Annotated in this window: 21 protein-coding genes, 2 tRNA genes and 1 pseudogene; 10 read left to right on the top strand and 14 right to left on the bottom strand. The window is 49.7% G+C overall.

Going from position 1 to position 20036, the window contains the following annotated elements; genetic code table 11:
• Window positions 1-56: 56 nt before the first annotated feature.
• From WC1_RS15025 to WC1_RS15065, 9 genes are all read right to left on the bottom strand, one after another.
• Window positions 57-596, bottom strand: coding sequence for a glycine zipper 2TM domain-containing protein (locus tag WC1_RS15025; protein ID WP_003030814.1), 540 nt, complete (start codon window positions 594-596; stop codon window positions 57-59).
• Window positions 597-764: 168 nt separating this feature from the next.
• Entirely contained in the window at window positions 765-2069 is a 1305-nt protein-coding gene (ndh, locus tag WC1_RS15030; protein WP_003846726.1) for an NADH-quinone dehydrogenase, read from the bottom strand.
• 236 nt (window positions 2070-2305) lie between these two features.
• The gene (gene ycfP, locus WC1_RS15035; RefSeq protein ID WP_003030817.1) at window positions 2306-2848 is read right to left on the bottom strand and encodes an alpha/beta hydrolase YcfP; all 543 of its coding nucleotides are present in this window, start codon (window positions 2846-2848) and stop codon (window positions 2306-2308) included.
• A gap of 21 nt (window positions 2849-2869) precedes the next feature.
• Window positions 2870-3895 carry a beta-N-acetylhexosaminidase gene (gene nagZ / locus WC1_RS15040; protein WP_003846728.1) on the bottom strand — a complete coding sequence of 342 codons (1026 nt, stop codon included), beginning with the start codon at window positions 3893-3895 and terminating at the stop codon, window positions 2870-2872.
• 10 nt (window positions 3896-3905) lie between these two features.
• The gene (gene thiK / locus WC1_RS15045; RefSeq protein ID WP_003841846.1) at window positions 3906-4730 is read right to left on the bottom strand and encodes a thiamine kinase; all 825 of its coding nucleotides are present in this window, start codon (window positions 4728-4730) and stop codon (window positions 3906-3908) included.
• Window positions 4711-5352 carry a penicillin-binding protein activator LpoB gene (lpoB, locus tag WC1_RS15050; protein ID WP_003846732.1) on the bottom strand — a complete coding sequence of 214 codons (642 nt, stop codon included), beginning with the start codon at window positions 5350-5352 and terminating at the stop codon, window positions 4711-4713. The genes thiK and lpoB overlap by 20 nt, the downstream gene beginning before the upstream one ends.
• 13 nt (window positions 5353-5365) lie before the next feature.
• On the bottom strand, window positions 5366-5740 hold the full coding sequence (locus WC1_RS15055) for a YcfL family putative periplasmic lipoprotein (protein WP_003030823.1): 375 nt from the start codon (window positions 5738-5740) through the stop codon (window positions 5366-5368).
• A 2-nt stretch (window positions 5741-5742) separates the two neighbouring features.
• Entirely contained in the window at window positions 5743-6102 is a 360-nt protein-coding gene (hinT, locus tag WC1_RS15060) for a purine nucleoside phosphoramidase (protein ID WP_003030826.1), read from the bottom strand.
• A gap of 271 nt (window positions 6103-6373) precedes the next feature.
• The gene (locus WC1_RS15065) at window positions 6374-7264 is read right to left on the bottom strand and encodes a LysR family transcriptional regulator (RefSeq protein ID WP_003846736.1); all 891 of its coding nucleotides are present in this window, start codon (window positions 7262-7264) and stop codon (window positions 6374-6376) included.
• A 146-nt stretch (window positions 7265-7410) separates the two neighbouring features.
• Between WC1_RS15065 and WC1_RS15070 the strand changes: the two genes are divergently transcribed.
• Genes WC1_RS15070 through WC1_RS15090 form a run of 5 tightly spaced genes read left to right on the top strand, consistent with a single transcriptional unit; the run spans window position 7411 to window position 13281 of the window.
• The gene (locus WC1_RS15070; protein ID WP_016149989.1) at window positions 7411-8010 is read left to right on the top strand and encodes a cysteine hydrolase family protein; all 600 of its coding nucleotides are present in this window, start codon (window positions 7411-7413) and stop codon (window positions 8008-8010) included.
• Complete coding sequence (gene hypE / locus WC1_RS15075; protein WP_003846740.1) at window positions 8007-9044, top strand: hydrogenase expression/formation protein HypE; 1038 nt, start codon at window positions 8007-8009, stop codon at window positions 9042-9044. Before WC1_RS15070 ends, hypE begins: the two co-directional genes overlap by 4 nt.
• On the top strand, window positions 9016-11382 hold the full coding sequence (gene hypF / locus WC1_RS15080; protein ID WP_016149988.1) for a carbamoyltransferase HypF: 2367 nt from the start codon (window positions 9016-9018) through the stop codon (window positions 11380-11382). Before hypE ends, hypF begins: the two co-directional genes overlap by 29 nt.
• Window positions 11375-12094, top strand: a complete 720-nt coding sequence (locus WC1_RS15085) for an HAD family hydrolase (protein ID WP_016149987.1) — start codon at window positions 11375-11377, stop codon at window positions 12092-12094. The genes hypF and WC1_RS15085 overlap by 8 nt, the downstream gene beginning before the upstream one ends.
• A gap of 17 nt (window positions 12095-12111) precedes the next feature.
• On the top strand, window positions 12112-13281 hold the full coding sequence (locus WC1_RS15090) for an MFS transporter (protein ID WP_016149986.1): 1170 nt from the start codon (window positions 12112-12114) through the stop codon (window positions 13279-13281).
• A 43-nt stretch (window positions 13282-13324) separates the two neighbouring features.
• On the opposite strand, the gene WC1_RS15095 is transcribed toward WC1_RS15090, so the two are convergent.
• Window positions 13325-13400: transfer RNA gene (locus tag WC1_RS15095), tRNA-Asn, on the bottom strand.
• A gap of 6 nt (window positions 13401-13406) precedes the next feature.
• Here WC1_RS15095 and WC1_RS25110 point away from each other — a divergent pair.
• From WC1_RS25110 to WC1_RS23075, 4 genes and pseudogenes are all read left to right on the top strand, one after another.
• Window positions 13407-13514, top strand: a complete 108-nt coding sequence (locus tag WC1_RS25110) for a DUF5951 family protein (RefSeq protein WP_219339467.1) — start codon at window positions 13407-13409, stop codon at window positions 13512-13514.
• 46 nt (window positions 13515-13560) lie between these two features.
• Window positions 13561-15048 carry an EmmdR/YeeO family multidrug/toxin efflux MATE transporter gene (locus WC1_RS15100; protein WP_003846749.1) on the top strand — a complete coding sequence of 496 codons (1488 nt, stop codon included), beginning with the start codon at window positions 13561-13563 and terminating at the stop codon, window positions 15046-15048.
• A gap of 99 nt (window positions 15049-15147) precedes the next feature.
• Window positions 15148-15223, top strand: a tRNA-Asn gene (locus tag WC1_RS15105).
• Between the two features lie 161 nt (window positions 15224-15384).
• Window positions 15385-15636 (top strand): annotated as a pseudogene (locus tag WC1_RS23075) (Arm DNA-binding domain-containing protein); the annotation flags it as partial.
• Window positions 15637-15810: 174 nt separating this feature from the next.
• On the opposite strand, the gene WC1_RS23070 reads toward WC1_RS23075, so the two are convergent.
• Complete coding sequence (locus WC1_RS23070; protein WP_016149983.1) at window positions 15811-16161, bottom strand: hypothetical protein; 351 nt, start codon at window positions 16159-16161, stop codon at window positions 15811-15813.
• Between the two features lie 249 nt (window positions 16162-16410).
• On the opposite strand from WC1_RS23070, the gene WC1_RS15110 reads away from it, so the two are divergent.
• On the top strand, window positions 16411-17172 hold the full coding sequence (locus WC1_RS15110) for a lipoprotein YafT (RefSeq protein ID WP_016149982.1): 762 nt from the start codon (window positions 16411-16413) through the stop codon (window positions 17170-17172).
• Here WC1_RS15110 and WC1_RS15115 read toward each other — a convergent pair.
• The 3 genes from WC1_RS15115 to WC1_RS15125 form a co-directional block, all read right to left on the bottom strand.
• Window positions 17156-17794, bottom strand: a complete 639-nt coding sequence (locus tag WC1_RS15115) for an AcrVA2 family anti-CRISPR protein (protein WP_016149981.1) — start codon at window positions 17792-17794, stop codon at window positions 17156-17158. The genes WC1_RS15110 and WC1_RS15115 overlap by 17 nt on opposite strands.
• A gap of 378 nt (window positions 17795-18172) precedes the next feature.
• Window positions 18173-18652 carry an Hcp family type VI secretion system effector gene (locus WC1_RS15120; RefSeq protein ID WP_016149980.1) on the bottom strand — a complete coding sequence of 160 codons (480 nt, stop codon included), beginning with the start codon at window positions 18650-18652 and terminating at the stop codon, window positions 18173-18175.
• 28 nt (window positions 18653-18680) lie between these two features.
• Complete coding sequence (locus WC1_RS15125) at window positions 18681-20030, bottom strand: VasL domain-containing protein (protein ID WP_016149979.1); 1350 nt, start codon at window positions 20028-20030, stop codon at window positions 18681-18683.
• Window positions 20031-20036 lie beyond the last annotated feature (6 nt).

The following is a 20036-nucleotide window of genomic DNA, read 5'->3' as shown; positions in this document are numbered from 1 at the left end:
AAAAAAAGCCCCCCAGCCTGAGCGAATGGGGGGCTAATGTTCAGGATAATGCTATTTTACGCTTTGTTATTCAGTACCAACTGTCCGTTGTTATCCAACGGAATTTGCGCGCCGGGGTCCTTATCCATACGGATTTTCCCCTGCTGATCGCCAATTTTGTACGTCACGTCGTAGCCCAGCATCTTTTCAGATTTGTCATACACCGTTTTACAACGCTGCTGCGTGGTGGTGTAAGTATCGTTTTCCTGCATCGACCCCTGAATCTGATTACCTGCATAGCCGCCGCCTAAAGCCCCGGCCACGGTGGCAATATCTTTACCACGTCCGCCGCCAAACTGGTGGCCAATAACGCCACCCGCAACCGCACCCAATACGGAACCCGCAATACGGTTTTCATCTTGTACCGGCTTACGATGCGTGACAGTTACGTTCCGGCACTCCTGACGCGGTGTTTTTACCGACTCTTTAATCGGTGTTGCAGAGACAACTTGCGCATACTGTGGGCCACGCTCGAAAACGTTCAGACTGGCCACTGCTGCAACACCCAGCGCAGCAGCTACGCCAATCCCTATACCCGCCAACATTGATTTATTCACGGGACTTCCTCCTTTTTTGCTATTAGCAACAACTTTGCAACAGAAGGTAAGGAATGCCAATCAGATTACGGATGAAAATAGCAGGATGAGGCATGAACGCAGGATGATTCGGAGAACTCTGAAGGAAGGCGCCGGATGCGTAAAATCATCCGGCGCCACAAGTCGATATTAATGCAGTTTCAGACGCGGGCGAATCACCCGGTTGATACTGCCGACCAGCATCATCAGGCCGGTTTTGAAGTAGCCGTGTAAAGCAATCTGGTGCATGCGGTACAGTGAGATGTATACAAAGCGCGCAATACGCCCTTCCACCATCATCGAACCACGAGTCAGGTTGCCCATCAGGCTACCCACGGTAGAAAAGTTAGAGAGCGAGACCAGAGAGCCGTGATCTTTGTACTGATACGCTTTCAGTGGCTTGCCGTTCATCTGTGCCAGAATATTGTTCATCGCACAGGTCGCCATCTGGTGTGCTGCCTGAGCGCGTGGAGGCACAAAACCCCCTTCCGGGCGAGCGCAGGAAGCGCAGTCGCCAATCGCGTACACGTCAGGATCGCGCGTGGTCTGCAAAGTTGGCTCAACCACCAGTTGGTTAATACGGTTCGTTTCCAGACCGCCAATGTCTTTCATAAAGTCTGGCGCTTTGATACCCGCCGCCCACACCATCAGGTCGGCTTTAATGTATTCGCCATCTTTGGTGTGCAGTCCGCCTTCGTCAGCGCTGGTGACCATAGTCTGGGTCAGTACGCGTACGCCCAGTTTGGTTAACTCATTATGCGCAGCACCGGAAATACGCGGCGGCAACGCAGGCAGAATGCGCTCGCCAGCTTCCACCAGCGTAACGTTCAGCGCGTCGTTGGTCAGCCCTTTGTAACCATAGCTGTGCAGCTGTTTTACCGCATTGTGCAGCTCAGCGGAGAGCTCAACCCCCGTCGCACCACCGCCCACAATGGCGATATTCACTTTTCCGTTAGCGCCCAGATTCGCGGAATACTTCAGGAACAGATTCAGCATCTCCTGGTGGAAACGACGCGCCTGATGCGGGTTATCGAGGAAAATGCAGTTTTCTTTCACGCCAGGAGTGTTGAAATCGTTGGAGGTACTGCCCAACGCCATCACCAGCGTGTCATACGGCACTTTACGCTCAGGAACCAGCAGATCCCCCTTCTCATCGCGCAGCTCAGCGAGAGTAATGGTCTTCGCTTCACGATCGATATCTATCACCGAACCTAACTGAAACTGGAAGCCATGGTTACGGGCATGTGCCAGATAGCTCAGCGCATCCACGCCTTCATCCAGTGAACCCGTCGCCACTTCATGCAGTAACGGTTTCCACAAATGACTGTGGTTTCTGTCTACCAGTGTGATTTTGGCCTTTTTCTTACGCCCGAGTTTTTTACCCAACTGCGTCGCCATTTCCAGTCCGCCAGCACCGCCGCCGACAATCACGATCCTTTTCAATGGTGTAGTCAACGTGACCCCCTCAAATTTATTAACCAATTGTTAATTAAAAGTTATTAATATAGCTCTTAATTAACAACAAGTTACAGTAATGAAAATGTTCTTCGAGAGTGAGAATAACACGAACGGTGCATTGGTCATACCAAAATTGATGTGTATCAAGTTTTGATGCTGAAAAGATAGACAACCGGAACTTTAAGAACAAAAAAACCAGCCCGATGGCTGGTTTTTTACGCATTCAATAAGGATTAACCTAACGTCTTGAACGCTTTGATGCGCTGCAAATGCGGAGAGATATTCTTAAACTTATGCGTCTGCTCTTCGTCCCAGACTATCTCGTAAAAGTGATGCAGCTCTTCCGACGAACGCTGGCTATTGAGCGCTTCATCATGACGCGACAGGATAACCAGACAGCGATCGCGATTCTTTTCGCGGAAATTGGTCACGCATTTTGTTGCGATGTCTGCATACTCCTCAGGTCTGTCAATTTTGCCTTCCATGTTCTCATACGGAAACAGGTTAGGATTAAACACTACCTGACGAATATCACACAGAAAACCAATCCGTTCAGCCCAATATCCCCCGAGCCCCACACCACAAATCAGCGGACGGTCATCCACATTTAGCTGTAGCATTTTGTCCACTTCTTTTAGCAGATGCTGCATATCATGTTTGGGATGCCGCGTACTGTAGCTAATCAGCCTGACATCCGGGTCGATGAATTGCAGCTGCAACACCTTCTCATGGTTGCCCGGGCTGTTAGAGTCAAAACCGTGTAAATAGATAATCATCGCATCCTCGCCAAACTTGCGTTAATGACCTGCTTTCTCTTCCTGCCAGCGCTCATGAAGCTGGTTTAGCTGAGCGCTTACCGTCTTCCAGCGTGCCGAATCCATCAGTTCCTGACGTGAAAATGAACCTTTATGATACAAACGTGTAACACGTTCTGCATTGATCGGCGACAGATTATCTAACACACTGACCGCTCCCTTACGATTATTGCAGACCAGGATCATATCGCAACCTGCATCCAGCGATGCCTGTCCACGCTGGGCATAGCTTCCCATAATCGCCGCCCCTTCCATCGACAAATCGTCGGAGAAAATGACACCATCGAAGCCAAGCTCCTGGCGCAGCACCGTTTTCAGCCAGTGAGATGAGCCACTCGCCGGACGCGGATCTACATCACTGTAGATGACGTGCGCAGGCATAATGGCATCCAGTTTGTTCTCAGTAATCAACGTCTGGAACACGGACATATCTTTCGCACGAATCTCGGCTTCTGAGCGAGGATCGGTTGGGGTTTCTTTGTGTGAATCCGCCGTCACGGCCCCATGACCAGGGAAATGTTTACCGGTCGTTTTCATACCTGCAGCATGCATACCATCAATGAAGCGGGTCGCCATCGCCAATGCTTTTAGCGGATCGGCGTGGTAAGAACGCTCGCCGATTGCGGCGCTGATATGGCCCACATCCAGTACCGGTGCAAAGCTGATATCAATGTCCATCGCGATCATTTCGCTGGCCATCAACCATCCGGCGTCCTGAGCCAGTTTGCCGCCCTCTTCCAGACCGTGCAGCGCAGCAAACGATTGAGCCGCAGGCAGGCGAGTAAAGCCTTCTCTAAAGCGCTGTACGCGTCCGCCTTCCTGATCTACCGCCACCACCAAATGGTTACGTGACGCAGTCCGGATCTGTCGCACTAATTCACGCAGCTGTTCCGGGTCATGATAATTTCGGGTAAAGAGGATCAACCCACCTACCAGCGGATGCGCCAGAATCTCACGCTCTTCTGCGTCCAGCTCATACCCTTCGACATCCAACATTACTGGGCCCACACTGCTCTCCTTATCCTTTCATTGTTAGCTGCCGCCAGGTTTCATCGGCCAGCCTGATAAATTGTCTATCGCCGGTTTGCCGCCAGCGATACTCAAACCACCCCGCCTTCAGCATCATTATCCAGGGTTGCCATTGTCTGACTTGTCGCCACAAAACGTCTGGCTCAATGTGCGCTCGTTGAGCGTAGGTGCTAACCAGCTGTTGGTGCTGGGATTCATCGCTGACCCATACCGCCGCCAGCTCCAGGGCAATATCACCGTCTCCGGCGTATTCCCAGTCAATCAGCCGCAGCCCTGAGGCTGTGCGTACGATGTTGTCACCGTGAACATCCATATGCAGCGGCCCCAGACGCAAAGGTCGAGGCTCACCTCGTTTCCTTAGCCGCTTCAGCGCGCGCAGCCAGCATGGTGTACGACGCGCCGGATCGCCACACTGCCAGTACTGTTCAAGTAGCGGCAGCAAGCTGATTCGCCAGCCCAATCTGGGTTGCTGGTGCAGATGATACAGTAAGCCTGCGAGTTCGTCGGCGTCCGGTAATCTGGATTCTACCTTACCGTGAAAAAACTCGACGGCCATCCACCCACGCGTATAAAAATGAGGACGTGGCGCAAGGTTTTCTGGCAGGTGTTTTAACGCATGATATTGGCGTAAGAAATGCGATTCCGGCGCATCAGGGTCGTGATGACAACGCAGTACCAGCCGGTGAGAATGATGCTCAATGATGCAGCTCCCGCCGCTCAGGCCAGTTTGGCTGGCTGCGACGGGATGATACTGCGGGAAATAGCGCGACAACACTTCGCCGCGCGTGAGTCTGTTATTGTTGCTGAACGGCACCTTTACCTGACCAGATTATCTCGCCAGTTTGTACCAGCATTAATTGCATTTGCAGCGCAGGCGAATTGACGTTGCCGGATGCACTGGAATAAAGCACATACTGCGCGCCAACGTTACGGGCGATACCAATCGCTTTACTGCGCGTTCCCAGGCTATCGTTCGGCGACAGACCTAACTGCTGCTTGGCGACTGCCAGTTGCTGAGCGGAAACCAGAGTAAACTTACCGTTATTCGCCAGAGCATTACGTAAGGTTTCGGTGGCTTCACCCGCGTTCAGCGAGCCGTTGGTGCGGTTATTCACGCTATCAACCAGCAGAACACCGCCCGCTTTTACGCCGTCAGCCTGCAGCATTTTTCCGACCATCGGCTGCATAGCCCCGTTCCAGTCATAATGACGTTGACGTGGCGTCGGCTGCGCCGTTTGGTCCTCGTGCTCAATCGGACCCGGCTGCTGCGGTATGGTTGGCACCGTTGGCACTACCGGCACCGGCTGTTGCGGCTGCACAGGCTGTTCCGGCACCGGCTTGACTTCCTCTACCGGTGCGGGCTCTCGTTGCACCACACAGCCAGAGAGAAACATCGCCAGCGCGGCAATCAGTGCGTAGCGATTCATTTTGATCATCAAGATTCACCCCTTACAAATAAAGATAAAGTCTAACCTTGTGCGCCCCCAGAAAATTGGCGCTGCCGTACAGCGTCACCGACGAATGAGCCGGGATAGTCACGCTGCGCGGCGCTTCCAGAGGATGCATTTCCAATCCTCTGGCGTCATACCAGTAAAACCGATAATGAACGGTGACGGGTTCTTGTCTTTCGTTATAGAGTCGCGAGGATGCCGAGGCCTGAATATCAGACGTGGTTAACGTGGGCTGTTCTGCTGTTATACCTGCCGCCAGAATCGTTGACTCCATCACCAGCGACTGTTCATCACTTACCGGAATTTCTGGGTGTGTTCGACAACCCGCCAGTAGCAGCAAGCCCAGTGAAAGTGCAATGCATCCTCTGATCATGCCTACAGACCTTTATGCGCGAGCATTGGGCCAAGCGCACGGCCACCCAGCAGATGCATATGAATGTGATACACCTCCTGACCCCCGTGGCGGTTGGTGTTCATGATTAAGCGGTACCCATCTGCAGCAATGCCTTCCTGCTCAGCAATTTTCGCTGCAACGGTGATCATGCGGCCCAATGCCTGTTCATGTTCAGCCGTCACATCGTTGACGGTTGGGATCAGGATGTTAGGAATGATCAGAATATGCGTAGGTGCCTGAGGGGAAATATCACGAAACGCAGTGACCAGTTCATCCTGGTATACGATATCCGACGGAATTTCACGACGGATAATTTTGCTGAATATAGTTTCTTCTGCCACGACGTTTTCCTTTTTCATTAACAGCCCAAGCGTTTTGCCATGCTACGCCGGGTAACTCTGCGAGTATAGAGTATGAGCGAGTTACTCACGCTCTTTCAACTTTAACCCTCGATTTTTTAAGCGAAAACCCCAGTCAGTGCTGCTCTTATAACCATTTCCCTGCGCTATTGCTTAAGCATAGTACTGAAATCCTATTTCATTTATGCCCAAAGCGGTTTACACGTCAGGCATCAATGCGTGGCCGTTACCTTCTCGTCAGGGCGTATAACGGCTACATGACGATATCGGCCTCCCCGGCCATCACCAGGCGCAAGAAATCGTCCCGCCGATGGTTTTTAATTTTGGGGTTCCATGCCACACCAATGTTCCAGCGAATTTGTTTTTCAGCGAGCATCAATAGTCTCGCTTCGGCAGGCAAAAAATGCCGGACACTTGTGGGTAAAAAGGCGACTCCGTTCCCCCCGGCAACCAATGCCAATAGCGTAGTCATGTCATTTGTTACAGAGACCGGTTCAGCGCTAAGTTGGATGCTTTGTAGAAAGAGTGAGGTTTGTTCCGCAAGACATGGGCTGGTTGATGGATCCAACTGGAGTAAGGGATATGCCGATAGCGCACTCTGAATAGTCATGCTTTCCATATAACCCTCCATCGGAACAGCAAGAGCCAGCGTTTCCTCATAAAAAATATATGAAGCCAGGCCTTTACTGACCGGCATCCGGACAAAACCGATATGCAAGCGTCCTTCCAACAACATTTTCATCTGAGCGCTGGAGGGAAGATGATTAATAACCACTTCACACTCGGAAAATTGCTGATGGAATTGATTTATCCACTTAGGTACTTGCTGAAAAGAGGAAAGACCAAATCCCATAAATAACTTTTCACGATTTCTGGTATTTATTTCTTTCGCATAGTTTAGAAATTCAATATGGGATTGTAAAAGTTCATTGGCTTTTGAAAAAATCTGTTGACCAAATACTGTCAAACTCGCGCCATGGCGTCCGCGCAAAAAAAGCTCACCACCGGTCAAATGCTCCAGCGTTTGTATCTGCTTTGACAGTGCTGGCTGAGTCAGGAAAAGTTCCTTTGCAGCATTGCTATAACTTCCTTTTATCGCCAACGTAACAAAGGCACGCAGCAATTTCATATCTATTCCTTTCATTTATCGAACCTTGAAAAAAATGGAATTATACAAATACCTATAATAAGCACATGATAGCAAAGCATGGCAATAAATAAACATAACTCTCCATAGAGAAATCGCAAAAAAAATTACGCCCATTATTTTAATGATAAAAGAATATAAATATGCCAAATGTAGCTGTGTTAACAAATGATCTGCAATATGAATTTACATATAAAATAACCCATTCGACTCAGGAATTAGAACAAAAATTGACTGCATTTAATCAGTTTCTTGACGGCATCAGAAATCAAAACCAGGCAGTCATCCATTTGCAGTTAATAAATGATCCTGCCGATCCCGCAGTACAACGGCGCTATAAAAATCGCGATGCAGGTATTCCCGCCCTCGCAGGACGACCTGAAAACCGAATAATCGACAGTATTTGCGCCCCCTCCGATCTCATCGTAGTAAAAGGCAGAGATAGCGGTTTCTTTAATAATAATCTTGATGAAACACTGCAAAAACTGGGTGTAAAAACGGTCATCGTGACCGGCTTACAAACGCATGTTTGCGTACAAACCACGGCCGCAGATGCATTTTTCCGCGGATACAATGTTTGGGTGCCGGAAGATTGCGTATTTGCCCCTTCTGCCGATGATACCACTCGCGCCTTAGAGTGGCTTGCCAGCTATTGCGCAACCGTTGCCCCCTCGGCTGAGATTTTATCGCTGCTAGCAAAACATGACGATCTTCCTGAGCGCAACGAAAGGAAAACCGCATGAAAAGTCCATTAACACAAGCAATGAAACCAACAGATACCGTCGTTCTGGACCATGGCACGGGCGCTCGCCTGAGCAGGGAACTGGTCGAATTAATTGCGGAAATTTTGGGCGATACTTATCTGGGAACCATGGAAGACAGCGCGTTACTGGAGTTACCGTCCCGACAAATTGCATTTACTACAGATTCTTTTGTTGTCACTCCGCTGATCTTTGGCAATGGGGATATCGGTAAAATTGCCGTATGCGGTACCGTTAACGATCTTGCGGTAAGTGGCGCACGTCCGCTGTATCTGACGCTGAGTCTCATTATTGAAGACGGTATGCCCATATCTGAACTGAGCGCCATTATTGAGTCAGTTCGCGATACAGCCATTGCTGCAGACGTCAAAATTGTTGCCGGAGACACGAAAGTTGTCGGCAAGGGTGAGGCAGATCGCTTGTTCATCAATACAGCAGGCGTCGGCGTTATTGAGCGCGCCCCCGTCTCAATCAAAAACGTGCGCCCAGGACAAAAAATCATCCTCAGTGGTTTTATTGGGAATCACTCCATTCATTTGTTATCTCTGCGTGAAGGTCTGGGGTTTGAACGAAATATTCTCAGCGACTGCGCCCCTCTCAACGCGATGATTCACCAGCTTATCGATGCCGTTCCTGCCGGGAAAATTGCCTCGATGAGAGATGTCACTCGCGGTGGACTTTCCGCGGTACTCCATGAACATGCCCGTGCAGCAAAGCATGAAATGCGCTGCGAACGGCAATCTTTACCCATCCAGCCTGAAACGGCGATGGCGGCAAATATGCTGGGCGTCGATGTCATCAATCTTGCAAACGAGGGATGCCTTTGCCTGTTTGTCGAACCAGACAGCGCAGAAGACGTGCTCAGACTATTAAAGACGCACCCACTTGGCCAAAAAGCCGCCATTATTGGCGAGGTATTAGCAACGCCAGAAGTGAGAGTCAGCATGCTTGAGCAGGATGGAACCGTATCGACAATAGAGGAGCTCTATGGTGCAGAATTGCCACGACTCTGCTGAGCAAGGCGGCGCTCTGGAAACCCGACGTTACCGCATTTGCGGAATTGTCCAGGGAGTCGGGTTTCGTCCTTTTGTCCATCGACTGGCTCGCACCTTTGCCGCGACCGGCTGGGTTCTCAATGATTCCGAAGGCGTGTTACTGGAACTACAGGCTACATCAGACAATATCGCGCAGCTTATTGATGAGCTGGCATCTAACCCGCCGCCAATGGCCCGCATAAATGGTATTGTGGAGGTACCGCGAGAAAATTCGGATCAACGTTACGCAGAGTTTAGTATCCGTAAAAGCCGTCAGCTTGCGAAGATGGATACCATTATCCCGCCAGACTCAAACGTCTGTCAGGATTGTCTGAACGAAATGTTTGATCCGCAGAACCCGCGCTATCGGTACGCTTTTATTAATTGCACAAACTGCGGGCCGCGATATTCAATTATCCAGGTAATGCCCTATGACCGTTCACAAACAACAATGCAAGCCTTTGCAATGTGCCCGGCCTGTCAGCATGAGTATGACGATCTCGATAATCGTCGTTATCACGCGCAACCCAATGCCTGCCCCGCATGCGGACCAAAACTGGATCTGAGGTCGCGTAATGGCGAGACCGTAATAACAGATGATATCGTCAAATTTGCCATAGCAAGGCTACACGAAGGGGCGATTATTGCGATTAAAAGCCTTGGCGGTTTTCATCTGGTTGTTGATGCGAGTAATGAAGATGCGGTTTCGCAACTGAGGCAACGCAAACGTAGAGATGCAAAACCTTTTGCCATTATGGTAAGGGACGCGGACAACGCGGCACAAATAGTCCACGTCAACGCTCAGGAAAGAAAACACCTGGAAAGTGTAGAGCGCCCCATCGTACTGCTGCGTAAACGCCGCAGTACGATGCCGGAAATCATCGCACCGCATAATCCGAATATTGGCGTCATGCTGCCATCAACGCCGCTTCAGTATTTAATGCTAGAAGATGCCACAATGCCAGCGCTGGTGATGACCAGCGGCAATCTTTCAGGCCACCCTATCGTATTTGATAATGTGAGTGCAATTGCGCAGTTGGGCGAAATCGCGGACTATTTTATTCTTAACGATCGTGATATTCACACGCGTATCGATGATTCAGTGGTCCGCGTTATGGCTCATCGTAACCACCTTTCATTCCTGCGACGTTCACGAGGTTATGCCCCCTATCCTGTCCACCTTCCTTTCAACGTTGATCCGATCATCGCTCTCGGGGCGGAACTGAAAACCACCGTTAGCATTGCTAAAGGTAATAAGGTGTTTATGAGTCAACACATTGGCGATCTCAAAAATGACCTTACGTTTAAATCACACCTTGCGTGCGTCAATCACCTGCAAAAGCTCCTCGATATTGAGCCAACGATTGTGGCCTGTGACCTTCATCCGGCATTTCGCTCAACGCGCAATGCGCTGGAGCAATCGCAGCTGCGGGTTATTCAGGTACAGCATCATCATGCGCATATGGCTGCGTGTATGGCCGAGAACGGACTCAGAGGAAAAACAATTGGCGTAGTATTCGACGGTACGGGTTACGGCACTGATGGCACAATCTGGGGTGGCGAATTTCTTGTGGGGGATACCAGAAGCGTTGAACGTGCAGCACATCTGCGCCACATCGCTTTACCAGGCGGTGACAGCGCGGTTAAAGAACCCATCCGGATCGCTATTTCGCTATTAACAGAAATTTTCGGCGAGCATATTCCTGAATCCTCAATTCCAGGTCTAAGCACGTTGCCAGCTCAACAGCGTGACGTCTTCGCCAAAATGGCTATGCGCAGGATCAACACGCCTGTAACCAGCAGCATCGGTCGACTTTTCGATGGCATCTCCGCATTAATGGGTATTTGTACGCATATTGAATACGAAGCGCAGGCCGCCATTGAATTAGAAGCGTTGTTGCAATGCGATCTTCATATGGCGCAACCTTTTGCCTTCTCGATTGTGGAATCAGAAGGCCATCTCGAAGTGGATTATCGCCCGTTGGTCCACGAACTGATTTCAGCACTGACAACACGGCCTCTCGATTTACCTGAGTTAAGCCGACGCTTTCATTCGACCATCGTAGAGATTATTACCGCGGTCTGCATCCGTTTGTCTGTGCACGCAAAAACACGGCAAGTGGTATTAAGCGGCGGGGTTTTTTGTAATGAGTTTCTTCTCATCAATGCTCTTGACCGATTACACGCGGCAGGATTTGAAGCTTACTGCCATCAACTTGTACCCACTAATGATGGAGGGATCTCTTTAGGACAAATTGCCGTCGCGTCCAGACTAAGTCAAACGAGTCAAACTAATAATAAGGAAACCGAGTATGCATAATATCACCAACAGAGCTGCCGCCGTGTTATTTGACATGGACGGTGTGCTTATTGATTCAAATGAGGTTATAGAAAGAGCCTGGCGCGAAGCAGCAGATATGTATGGTAAGACAATATCTGAAGACGAGATTATCAAACATATCCACGGGCAACCTGGTCCACATACTATTAGGGCACTGTTCAGTGACCTACCGCTCGTGGATCAGCAAAAAGTTCAGGCTCATATTATTCATGTCGAAAACACGGCTTCCTACAACCCTATTCCCGGTGTCTCTGAGCTTATCACTGCGCTGGATGCAGCAGGCGTCCGGGTTGGTATTGTAACCAGTGGCTGGCGTGAGAAAATCGACCGTGTGACGGCGATGCTTCAGGTTCAGTCTTGCATTTCCGTTATTGTTGAACGCGATGACGTCTCCCGGGGAAAACCCTTCCCTGACCCGTATCTTCTCGCAGCCGAACGTCTTGATCTTCCTGCGGAGAAAACAATCGTCTTTGAAGATTCTAAAAGTGGCGTAACGTCCGCAGTTGCCGCTGGCGCGTTTTGCGTTGGCATCGGTGGCGTTGAATTGATTCCGTGTGGTGCCAGACTTGCTATTCCAGACTTTACCGGTGTTGAGGTCATATCACGACTGGACGGAAACACCGCGATTTCATTTTGTCCGGACCACATTTTGATCATCGATAAAAAAGATATGTCTCAGGCATCAGAGTAGAATTAAAAGGATCACTAATGGAAGTCGCGCAAAAAGGGCGCTGGGCTGTTACAACATTATTTTCAGTGAATGGGTTTGTAACCGGTGCCTGGGCAGTACAAATTGCCCAACTGGTTTCACGCTTTCACATTACTGATAAAGTAATTGGCCACCTGATATTGATTTTCGGGCTTGGCGCATTATTTATGATGCCGATGTCCGGCATGGCCATGGAAAAATACGGCTCACAGCGTGTCGTGCGCATTTTTTCCATTGCGGCATCCGTCGCCCTTATTCCTGTTGGATTCGCACCTGATATCTACTGGTTAGCACCAGTGCTATTTTTGCTGGGTGCTATGATTGGAGCAATGAACGTCGCAATGAACTCGAATGCCGTGGCAGTCGAAAAAGCACTGTCACGCACGGTGTTATCTTCATGCCACTGTTTCTGGAGCATTGGGCTTTTCATTTCAGGTCTTATTGGGGGGTATCTGGTTAAGCAATTCGGCTTTCTCATGCACCTGTTTTTAATTAGTGCTATTTCCTTAGCGATCACGCTGTCGGTATATCCACATATCATCAAAGATAAATCGATAAAAATAAAACGGTTAATCAAAGGAAAGCAGCCACATCGCTCATGCACGATCTACTTTATAGGCGTTATTGCCCTGCTCGCCATGATCCCGGAATGTGCTGTTGTGGACTGGTCGTCACGTTATTTATTGAAAAATCTCAATGCGACTACAGAAACGGCAAGCCTTTCCTTTGCCTGCTTTGCGGGAACAATGGCAATCTTTCGCTTCATGGGAGACTTCATTCGTAACCGCTTTAATGCCATTCTCGTGATGCGCTCATCCAGTCTGTTAGCTGGGATTGGGCTGCTGGCAGCCGCAATGGCTAGTCATCCCTGGCAAGCCACCGTTGCCTTCGCTATTGCCGGTATTGGCATAGCCAATCTGGTACCGATTGCTTTTTCCGCTGCGGGAAACCAGCCTGATATCTCGACCAACACGGGAATGAGCATCGTCACCACGATCGGTTATCTGGGTACGCTACTGGCCCCTGCACCTATAGGCCTGGTGGCTGAAATCACAGGTTTTCCTGCTGTATATACCGGGATGGCCGCCATGTTGGGCATGATTATGCTGCTTGCTCCCCTGATTAGGGTAAAGGCCAGCGTCAAATTTGATGCCAATTTGATGCGTTGAAAACAAAAAGCCTGCTTAGTTTCCTAAGCAGGCTTTTTAAATATGGCTCCTCTGACTGGACTCGAACCAGTGACATACGGATTAACAGTCCGCCGTTCTACCGACTGAACTACAGAGGAATCGTTGTGGAGGCTTATCTTAGCGGCGAAAAAATTTTTGTCAAACCTCATTTCTTCGAATGCGAATCAATTGATGCTTCTCTCGACAGTTTGTTGCATTTACAGACATTTTAAATAGAAAAAACTTTGCAGCTTTTTTGATTCTCCCTCATCATTTGAAATGAGGTTTCAACTTTCTTCGTTAAGGTCCACTTTGAACGTCTCCGCTGCCTTACGCCAGGTCGCTTCCCGCACGCCCTGGTATGCCAAACGCAAGAGTTATAAGGTTCTCTTTTGGCGCGAAATCACTCCGCTGGCTGTCCCCATTTTCCTGGAAAACACCTGTGTGCTATTGATGGGTGTTCTGAGTACCTTCCTGGTAAGTTGGTTGGGAAAAGAAGCAATGGCCGGTGTCGGACTCGCCGACAGTTTTAATATGGTCATCATGGCATTTTTCGCCGCCATCGATCTGGGTACCACCGTAGTTGTAGCATTTAGCCTCGGGAAACGAGATCGTCGACGGGCCAGAGCCGCAGCCAGACAATCGCTGGTGATCATGACAATTTTTGCTACCGTGCTGGCAGCGGTCATTCACTATTTTGGTCAACAGATTATTGACGTTGTTGCAGGTGAAGCAACGCCAGACGTTAAAGCTTTGGCACTTACCTATCTGGAGCTGACGGTGCTCAGCTACCCGGCGGCAGCCATTGCGCTGATCGGCAGTGGCGCACTACGTGGAGCCGGAAATACTAAAATACCGTTGTTGATAAACGGCGGTATGAACATCCTGAATATCATCATCAGTAGCATCCTGATTTACGGGATCTTTTCCTGGCAAGGTCTGGGATTTGTGGGAGCAGGCCTGGGACTGACCATTTCGCGCTACATCGGGGCGATTGCCATCATCTGGGTACTGATGATTGGTTTTAACCCCGCGCTGCGAATTCCCTTCAAAAGCTATTTTAAGCCACTCAATCTCGCCATTATATGGGAAGTGATGGGGATCGGCATTCCGGCAAGTATCGAGTCGGTGCTGTTCAACGGCGGTAAACTTTTGACGCAGATGTTTGTTTCAGGCATGGGAACCAGCGTTATCGCCGGGAACTTTATTGCATTTTCTATCGCCGCGCTTATCAATTTACCGGGGAATGCTTTAGGTTCCGCGTCGACAATCATTACCGGCAGGCGTCTGGGAAATGGCCAGATTGCCCAGGCTGAAATCCAGCTACGGCATGTGTTCTGGCTGTCGACGATTGGGCTAACGGCAATTGCCTGGCTAACCGCACCTTTCGCCGGGGTGATGGCCTCATTTTATACCCACGATCAGGATGTAAAAGAGGTCATAGTCATCCTGATTTGGCTCAACGCAGCATTTATGCCGATATGGGCAGCCTCCTGGGTGTTACCAGCGGGCTTTAAAGGTGCGCGAGATGCACGTTTTGCTATGTGGGTATCGATGCTGGGCATGTGGGGCTGCCGCGTAGTCGCGGGCTACACTCTGGGTATCGTATTAGGATGGGGAGTTGTCGGCGTTTGGTTAGGTATGTTCTTCGACTGGGCCGTGCGCGCCGCGTTATTTTACTGGCGTATGGTCACAGGCCGCTGGTTGTGGAAATACCCACGCCCCGAACGCGAAAAGTGCATAAAACAACCGGTTGCGTCTGAATAATCGGCGAAATGGGGAATATTTCAGCAAACGATCGCATTTATCCATTCAGGCTTTGACAACGCTGAGCGGCATCGCTAATATTCGCCTCGTTCAAACGATTCCTCTGTAGTTCAGTCGGTAGAACGGCGGACTGTTAATCCGTATGTCACTGGTTCGAGTCCAGTCAGAGGAGCCAAATTCCTGTTTTCAGGTGTGCTTAGAAGTCCCTATATGGTTAGGTTTCAATAAGTCAGCATGAAAATCTTTCCCGATGCGTATCTGGTTTTCCCTCCGCATCCGGCGAAATTGGTGGTCTGATTTGGGGTCATTTCAGTTCGATAATGGAGTGACCACCATATGTCCCTGTCCGACGCGAAAATCCGCAGTATCAAGCCTCTTGATAAACCCTTTAAATTGACTGATTCACACGGCCCGTATCTGCTTGTCAATCCGGGCGGTTCACGCCTCTGGTACCTCAAATATCGCTTCAACCGAAAAGAATCCCGTATCGCATTAGGTGCCTATCCGCAGGTCTCGCTTTCCGACGCCCGCCAGCAGCGCGACGGTATCCGTAAACTACTGGCGCAGAATATCAATCCTGCGCTACAGTGGGAAATGTGTTCCTGCCAGGTATGTTGCTCAAAAACCTGAAAAACTGCCCCTTCTTCCCGTACAAAAATACCTTAATAGTAATTATGTTGACCAGAAACTGGTTGCAGCAGACTCAGTGAGTTCGCAAGTCGTTTCTGAGCTTCAGTATATTCGCAACCTGTCAGATGAGTGTCAATAATATTGATATGTCGGAGATATTAATACGCCATCGGTTTTAACACGACGGAAGTCCTCATAGCGGATACAACAATCATTTAAATAACAGAGCCTGTAACTGATATTATTGCTAATCTTTTCCAGATAAATCTCATTCTGATTACTGCCATTCATACAAATTTTTTGCAGTTTTACAGGGGACTGGAAATAGACAGACAGTTTCAGATGGCCATAGAGGGCATAACGCCAGACCTCACTGACCATAATATTCGCTCCCGTTCGTCGGTTAATAACACCAACGGCTTCGTCAATGGTAAGCCAGACCGGCATGGAAGAATTATTGCTATAGCTGGGGAAAGCATTCATAACTTCTCCTTTCTTATTTTTCCAGAGATTGTATTTCATCTTAAAGTGCAACCGCCATTCAGCACAAAATTAAAAAGAGAGTCTCAAGGTTATTTTTTAGCGAGAAAATAGAAAACAAGCATGTTTAAGGTAACAAATATTGAAGAGATGAATGTTTATTTAAGTATATACAATACTGGTATAAGGATATAATAACCAGGTGTTTCTTTCTGTCAAAAACAAGTTATTACACGATAAAGGAATATAAAAATGAATATCAGGTTAGTGATATTTTCATGTGCATTAGCATTACTGTTAACGGGATGTTCCCGCTCTCCCATTGATGCAAAAAAAAGCGGAAAATCGGTGCCAGTAAACAGCGTCAATAAAGATACAACACCACTCACCGATAAAGACATTTTCGGCAATGAGACCACACTGTCCATTTCAGAAGAAGATATTCAGGCCGCACTTGATGGTGAGGATTTTCGTATTCCGTTAAATTCAGCCATAATTCTGGTCCAGTCAGGAAATCGTGCGCCCGAAATGTTAATGCAGCAGGAAATGGCGAAATATTACCGGATATCGACCTTCTCCGGCATTCCGGATAAAAAAAAGGCAACTTCCTGCAATAAGCCGGTTAAAAATGAAGAACAGGATGCCAACGTCAGTGAAAACAGGAATTATATGCAGGCATTGCGTTATATTGCTGCAAAAGGCGATCAGAAAGCGGTCATTGTTTACTGGGACACGTTACAGACCGGGACATATGATACAGCCACAAAAAGCACCCGCTGGTCAGATTACCGTAATGAAAAACTGAACGACACCACGTCATTACGCTATCTGGTCCGCTTCGCACTTATCGATGTGGCAACAGGAGAATGGGCCACCTGGTCCCCGGTTAACTATGAATACAGCATTCTGCCTGCCATGACAGGAAAAACGACAGTAACAGATCAGCAAATTACCCAGCTCAGACAAAAAACCTATGCAGCGGTGGTTAAAGATCTGGTTAACCGCTATCAGTAAACCGCCTCATGACGTCTGCCGCCAATAATCTGTGGTGGCAGCCAGTGATATGAAAATTTTCGTACCTCTGGTTCGTCTCTTTTACCGGACCAGAAACCATGCCAGTGTCCGCGTCGTAAATGTACGCGAACCTGCCGCCCGGTTGCAGCACGACATCCGTTTCAGCGAATGCTGTCGCCAGCATTTCCCCCATATTTTCACCCACGCGCCAGTACCGGGGGCCATTTGCCGGAAACAGCCTGAACCCCTTTTTAGTTTTTACGGGTTTTGGCCTGGCCGGATAGCTTCCCGGCTGGCGCTCGCTGTCAATCTCCGGCTCATCCGAACAGATGTACAGCAAAATCGATAATAATCGACCGACATCGCGGGCGTGGTTTTTCAGATATACTGAAAGATATTCCGAATGCTTTAATGTCTCAACCGTTTCAGGCGTTGCACCACTGGCGTCCAGCCCCTCGTGAAACATATCTTCAAGTATGGCATTCACGGAACCCGTTTTAAGCCGAAAGGACTCCAGTTTTAACCCATTCTCCCGGTTCAACAGCAGATAAAGCGATTTATCATTGTTAACATCATTCTGGTTAACCATTGCCCAGAATCCGTACAATTCCTCTCCCTGCATACACATTCCCGGCGTACTGACGTAAATACACCATTCGGGAAAATGTAAAAAGACATCAACCAGCAGGCTATCGGAAAGTGGCGTTTCAGCCAGGGCATTAAGCAGTGACGGATGCGGCGTATAAATCCCTTTGCTGTAGCGCCAGACAGTTTCTGGATTTCCAGCCAGACAGCCGGAGTAAATTCACGTTTTTGTCCACCCATGAATAACATCAGCCATCTGGTAATCGGTAAAAAACACCAGTACGGCCAGTCCGGAAATGCTTTCCCCTTCATCAGGCGCACCTGCTCAATATTCGCCGTCATCTGCGGATGTTGTCTGCAAAAAGCATCGGCGATCCGGACAGGATCGATTATCTGGTTATTAATTTCTCGCATCCTAATAGATCCGCTCGCTCCACAGACTGTATGCACTGGTTCCGGCAATACAGTGCTCCCAGCTGATACTTTCGTAAGTAAACGACACTGATTCTTCCGGCTGCCCCTGGCCGTTCAGAATGGTATCCGGCACCGTCAGACTAATACTGGAAATTCTGGCGTTGATTAGCTTCAGTTTGTAATACAGTTCATTGATGCCGAAGCGGTTGGTACGATAAAAATCAAAATCACAGGTCAGGCATTCATTTTCGTTAATAGCCTTACTCAGTAAAGGAGATGATTTATCTACGGGTTTATGGATAGTCAATTCCTGGTGATTTACATTCTGCGCCCTGCTTAAACCATGATTCAGCTCTGTCACCATAATCTGATCCAGATGCGCAAGCTGCGCTTTGTTGCCAATGGAAGCCAGCGATGAGCATCCCGCTGAAATCAGCCCCTGAAACTGTCCGTTCAATGTAAGGTAAACCGGATTTGCCATGTTGTAATCTCCCTGAAAATATTATGAATTAATGTTTATCAGCCACATCCGGACTGGTTGAATTTTTCAGCAGCAGCCAGCGGCTTAACACACCATCCAGCCGTTCATTAATTTTTTTTTCCAGGATGCCGGTCGTCAGCCCCTTCGCCTGTGCATCCTGGTACTGCGTCAGCAGAGATTCCAGCGGCGTCTCCTGGTTCAGCGTCCGCTCAGCCTGGTAAACCACCGTTTTGATATAGGAGAGCGTGAAGCCCTCTTTTGCCTGCTCGCGCTGAACCAGCAGTTCGGCAAACGCACGCAAATCCTGGCGGGTCTGCTGCCAGCCTTTCATCTGCGGAATGTTCTGCGCGCGAGTTTTCAGCGTCTCATTCCACTGTGCTGTCGCCTGCTGCTGTTGCAGGTTCTCCGGCCAGCGGCTGTCCGCTATCCGCATCATCTGTATGCCGGTTTCCAGCGTCTGTAGCGGCGAGGCATCCGGTAGCTGTTGCAGACGTTGCCCGTAGCGGTTCAGGTCGGGGGACGCCAGCCAGACCGTGGCGGCCCCCAGGGCGGTATCGTTTACCCTCGCCAGTTGCTGCTGCATCGGGTACACCTGCCACCACCAGAGCACGGCAGCGATAATGGCAGTACAGGCAGCGCCGGCCACAAAGCCTGTCACGCTGAGACGCGACATGGCTCCCGCCGCACTGCCTGCTGTCACATGAGGGTGAACTTCCACCTTTGTTTCCGGCAGGTCAGGCAGCGGCGGGACAATCTTCGCAGTTGTTGACGTGGCAGCAACCGCGCTCTCCGGAGCATAGACCAGCGTCCTGACGGTAGTTTTCGCCTGCGAATCCATGCTGTTCCGGGGCTGTGGCTCCAGCCGTTTGCGCGAGTTCTGCACAAAGTACAGCAGGTTCTCCACGCGCGGCTGGCGTTTCAGCGCCACCTGCTGGAGCTTGTCGCAGATAAGCTGCAACGCCCGTTCGGTGCGGTACAGTAACGGCAGGTCGGCCTCCGTGAAGGACAACTGCTGGCGCAGGATGTTGCCGGTACGGGTATTGAACCAGTCGAGCATTTCCGTGCGCGCGGTTCCGTTCTGCGGCCAGAACTTATCCCACTCATGGCTTATCATCGCCGCCAGCAGTTCCGCGCCTTCGCAGAATCCCGCCAGCCCCTGCGTGCGGGTGCGCGCCAGGGTGTAATAGCTCGCGGTATGCAAATCCACGCCGCTGGTTTTAAAAATCGCCAGCGCCAGCGATTCCACGAGCTTCCAGTTCAGCTCCGGCTGAGACGGGTGGCTGGCTTTGTTGATTTCCTCGCGAATGGCGCTAAACTCCGGCAGACCACGCGGATCGCTGCCAGTCACAATGGTCTGTGTCAGTTCGTCGTTATTCATCCCCGC

Origin of the sequence: Citrobacter sp. KTE30 (assembly GCF_000398825.1) — a bacterium.
GTDB lineage: Bacteria > Pseudomonadota > Gammaproteobacteria > Enterobacterales > Enterobacteriaceae > Citrobacter > Citrobacter freundii.
This window is presented reverse-complemented; position numbering and strand designations above follow the sequence as displayed.

Coding starts and splice junctions, on each gene's coding strand:
- ycfP (WP_003030817.1), bottom strand. CDS start 2,848: ATGATTATCTATTTACACGGTTTTGACTCTAACAGCCCGGGCAACCAT.
- lpoB (WP_003846732.1), bottom strand. CDS start 5,352: ATGATCAAAATGAATCGCTACGCACTGATTGCCGCGCTGGCGATGTTT.
- WC1_RS15055 (WP_003030823.1), bottom strand. CDS start 5,740: ATGATCAGAGGATGCATTGCACTTTCACTGGGCTTGCTGCTACTGGCG.
- WC1_RS15065 (WP_003846736.1), bottom strand. CDS start 7,264: ATGAAAGGAATAGATATGAAATTGCTGCGTGCCTTTGTTACGTTGGCG.
- WC1_RS15070 (WP_016149989.1), top strand. CDS start 7,411: ATGCCAAATGTAGCTGTGTTAACAAATGATCTGCAATATGAATTTACA.
- hypE (WP_003846740.1), top strand. CDS start 8,007: ATGAAAAGTCCATTAACACAAGCAATGAAACCAACAGATACCGTCGTT.
- hypF (WP_016149988.1), top strand. CDS start 9,016: ATGGTGCAGAATTGCCACGACTCTGCTGAGCAAGGCGGCGCTCTGGAA.
- WC1_RS15085 (WP_016149987.1), top strand. CDS start 11,375: ATGCATAATATCACCAACAGAGCTGCCGCCGTGTTATTTGACATGGAC.
- WC1_RS15090 (WP_016149986.1), top strand. CDS start 12,112: ATGGAAGTCGCGCAAAAAGGGCGCTGGGCTGTTACAACATTATTTTCA.
- WC1_RS15100 (WP_003846749.1), top strand. CDS start 13,561: ATGAGGTTTCAACTTTCTTCGTTAAGGTCCACTTTGAACGTCTCCGCT.
- WC1_RS23070 (WP_016149983.1), bottom strand. CDS start 16,161: ATGAATGCTTTCCCCAGCTATAGCAATAATTCTTCCATGCCGGTCTGG.
- WC1_RS15110 (WP_016149982.1), top strand. CDS start 16,411: ATGAATATCAGGTTAGTGATATTTTCATGTGCATTAGCATTACTGTTA.
- WC1_RS15115 (WP_016149981.1), bottom strand. CDS start 17,794: ATGCAGGGAGAGGAATTGTACGGATTCTGGGCAATGGTTAACCAGAAT.
- WC1_RS15120 (WP_016149980.1), bottom strand. CDS start 18,652: ATGGCAAATCCGGTTTACCTTACATTGAACGGACAGTTTCAGGGGCTG.
- WC1_RS15125 (WP_016149979.1), bottom strand. CDS start 20,030: ATGAATAACGACGAACTGACACAGACCATTGTGACTGGCAGCGATCCG.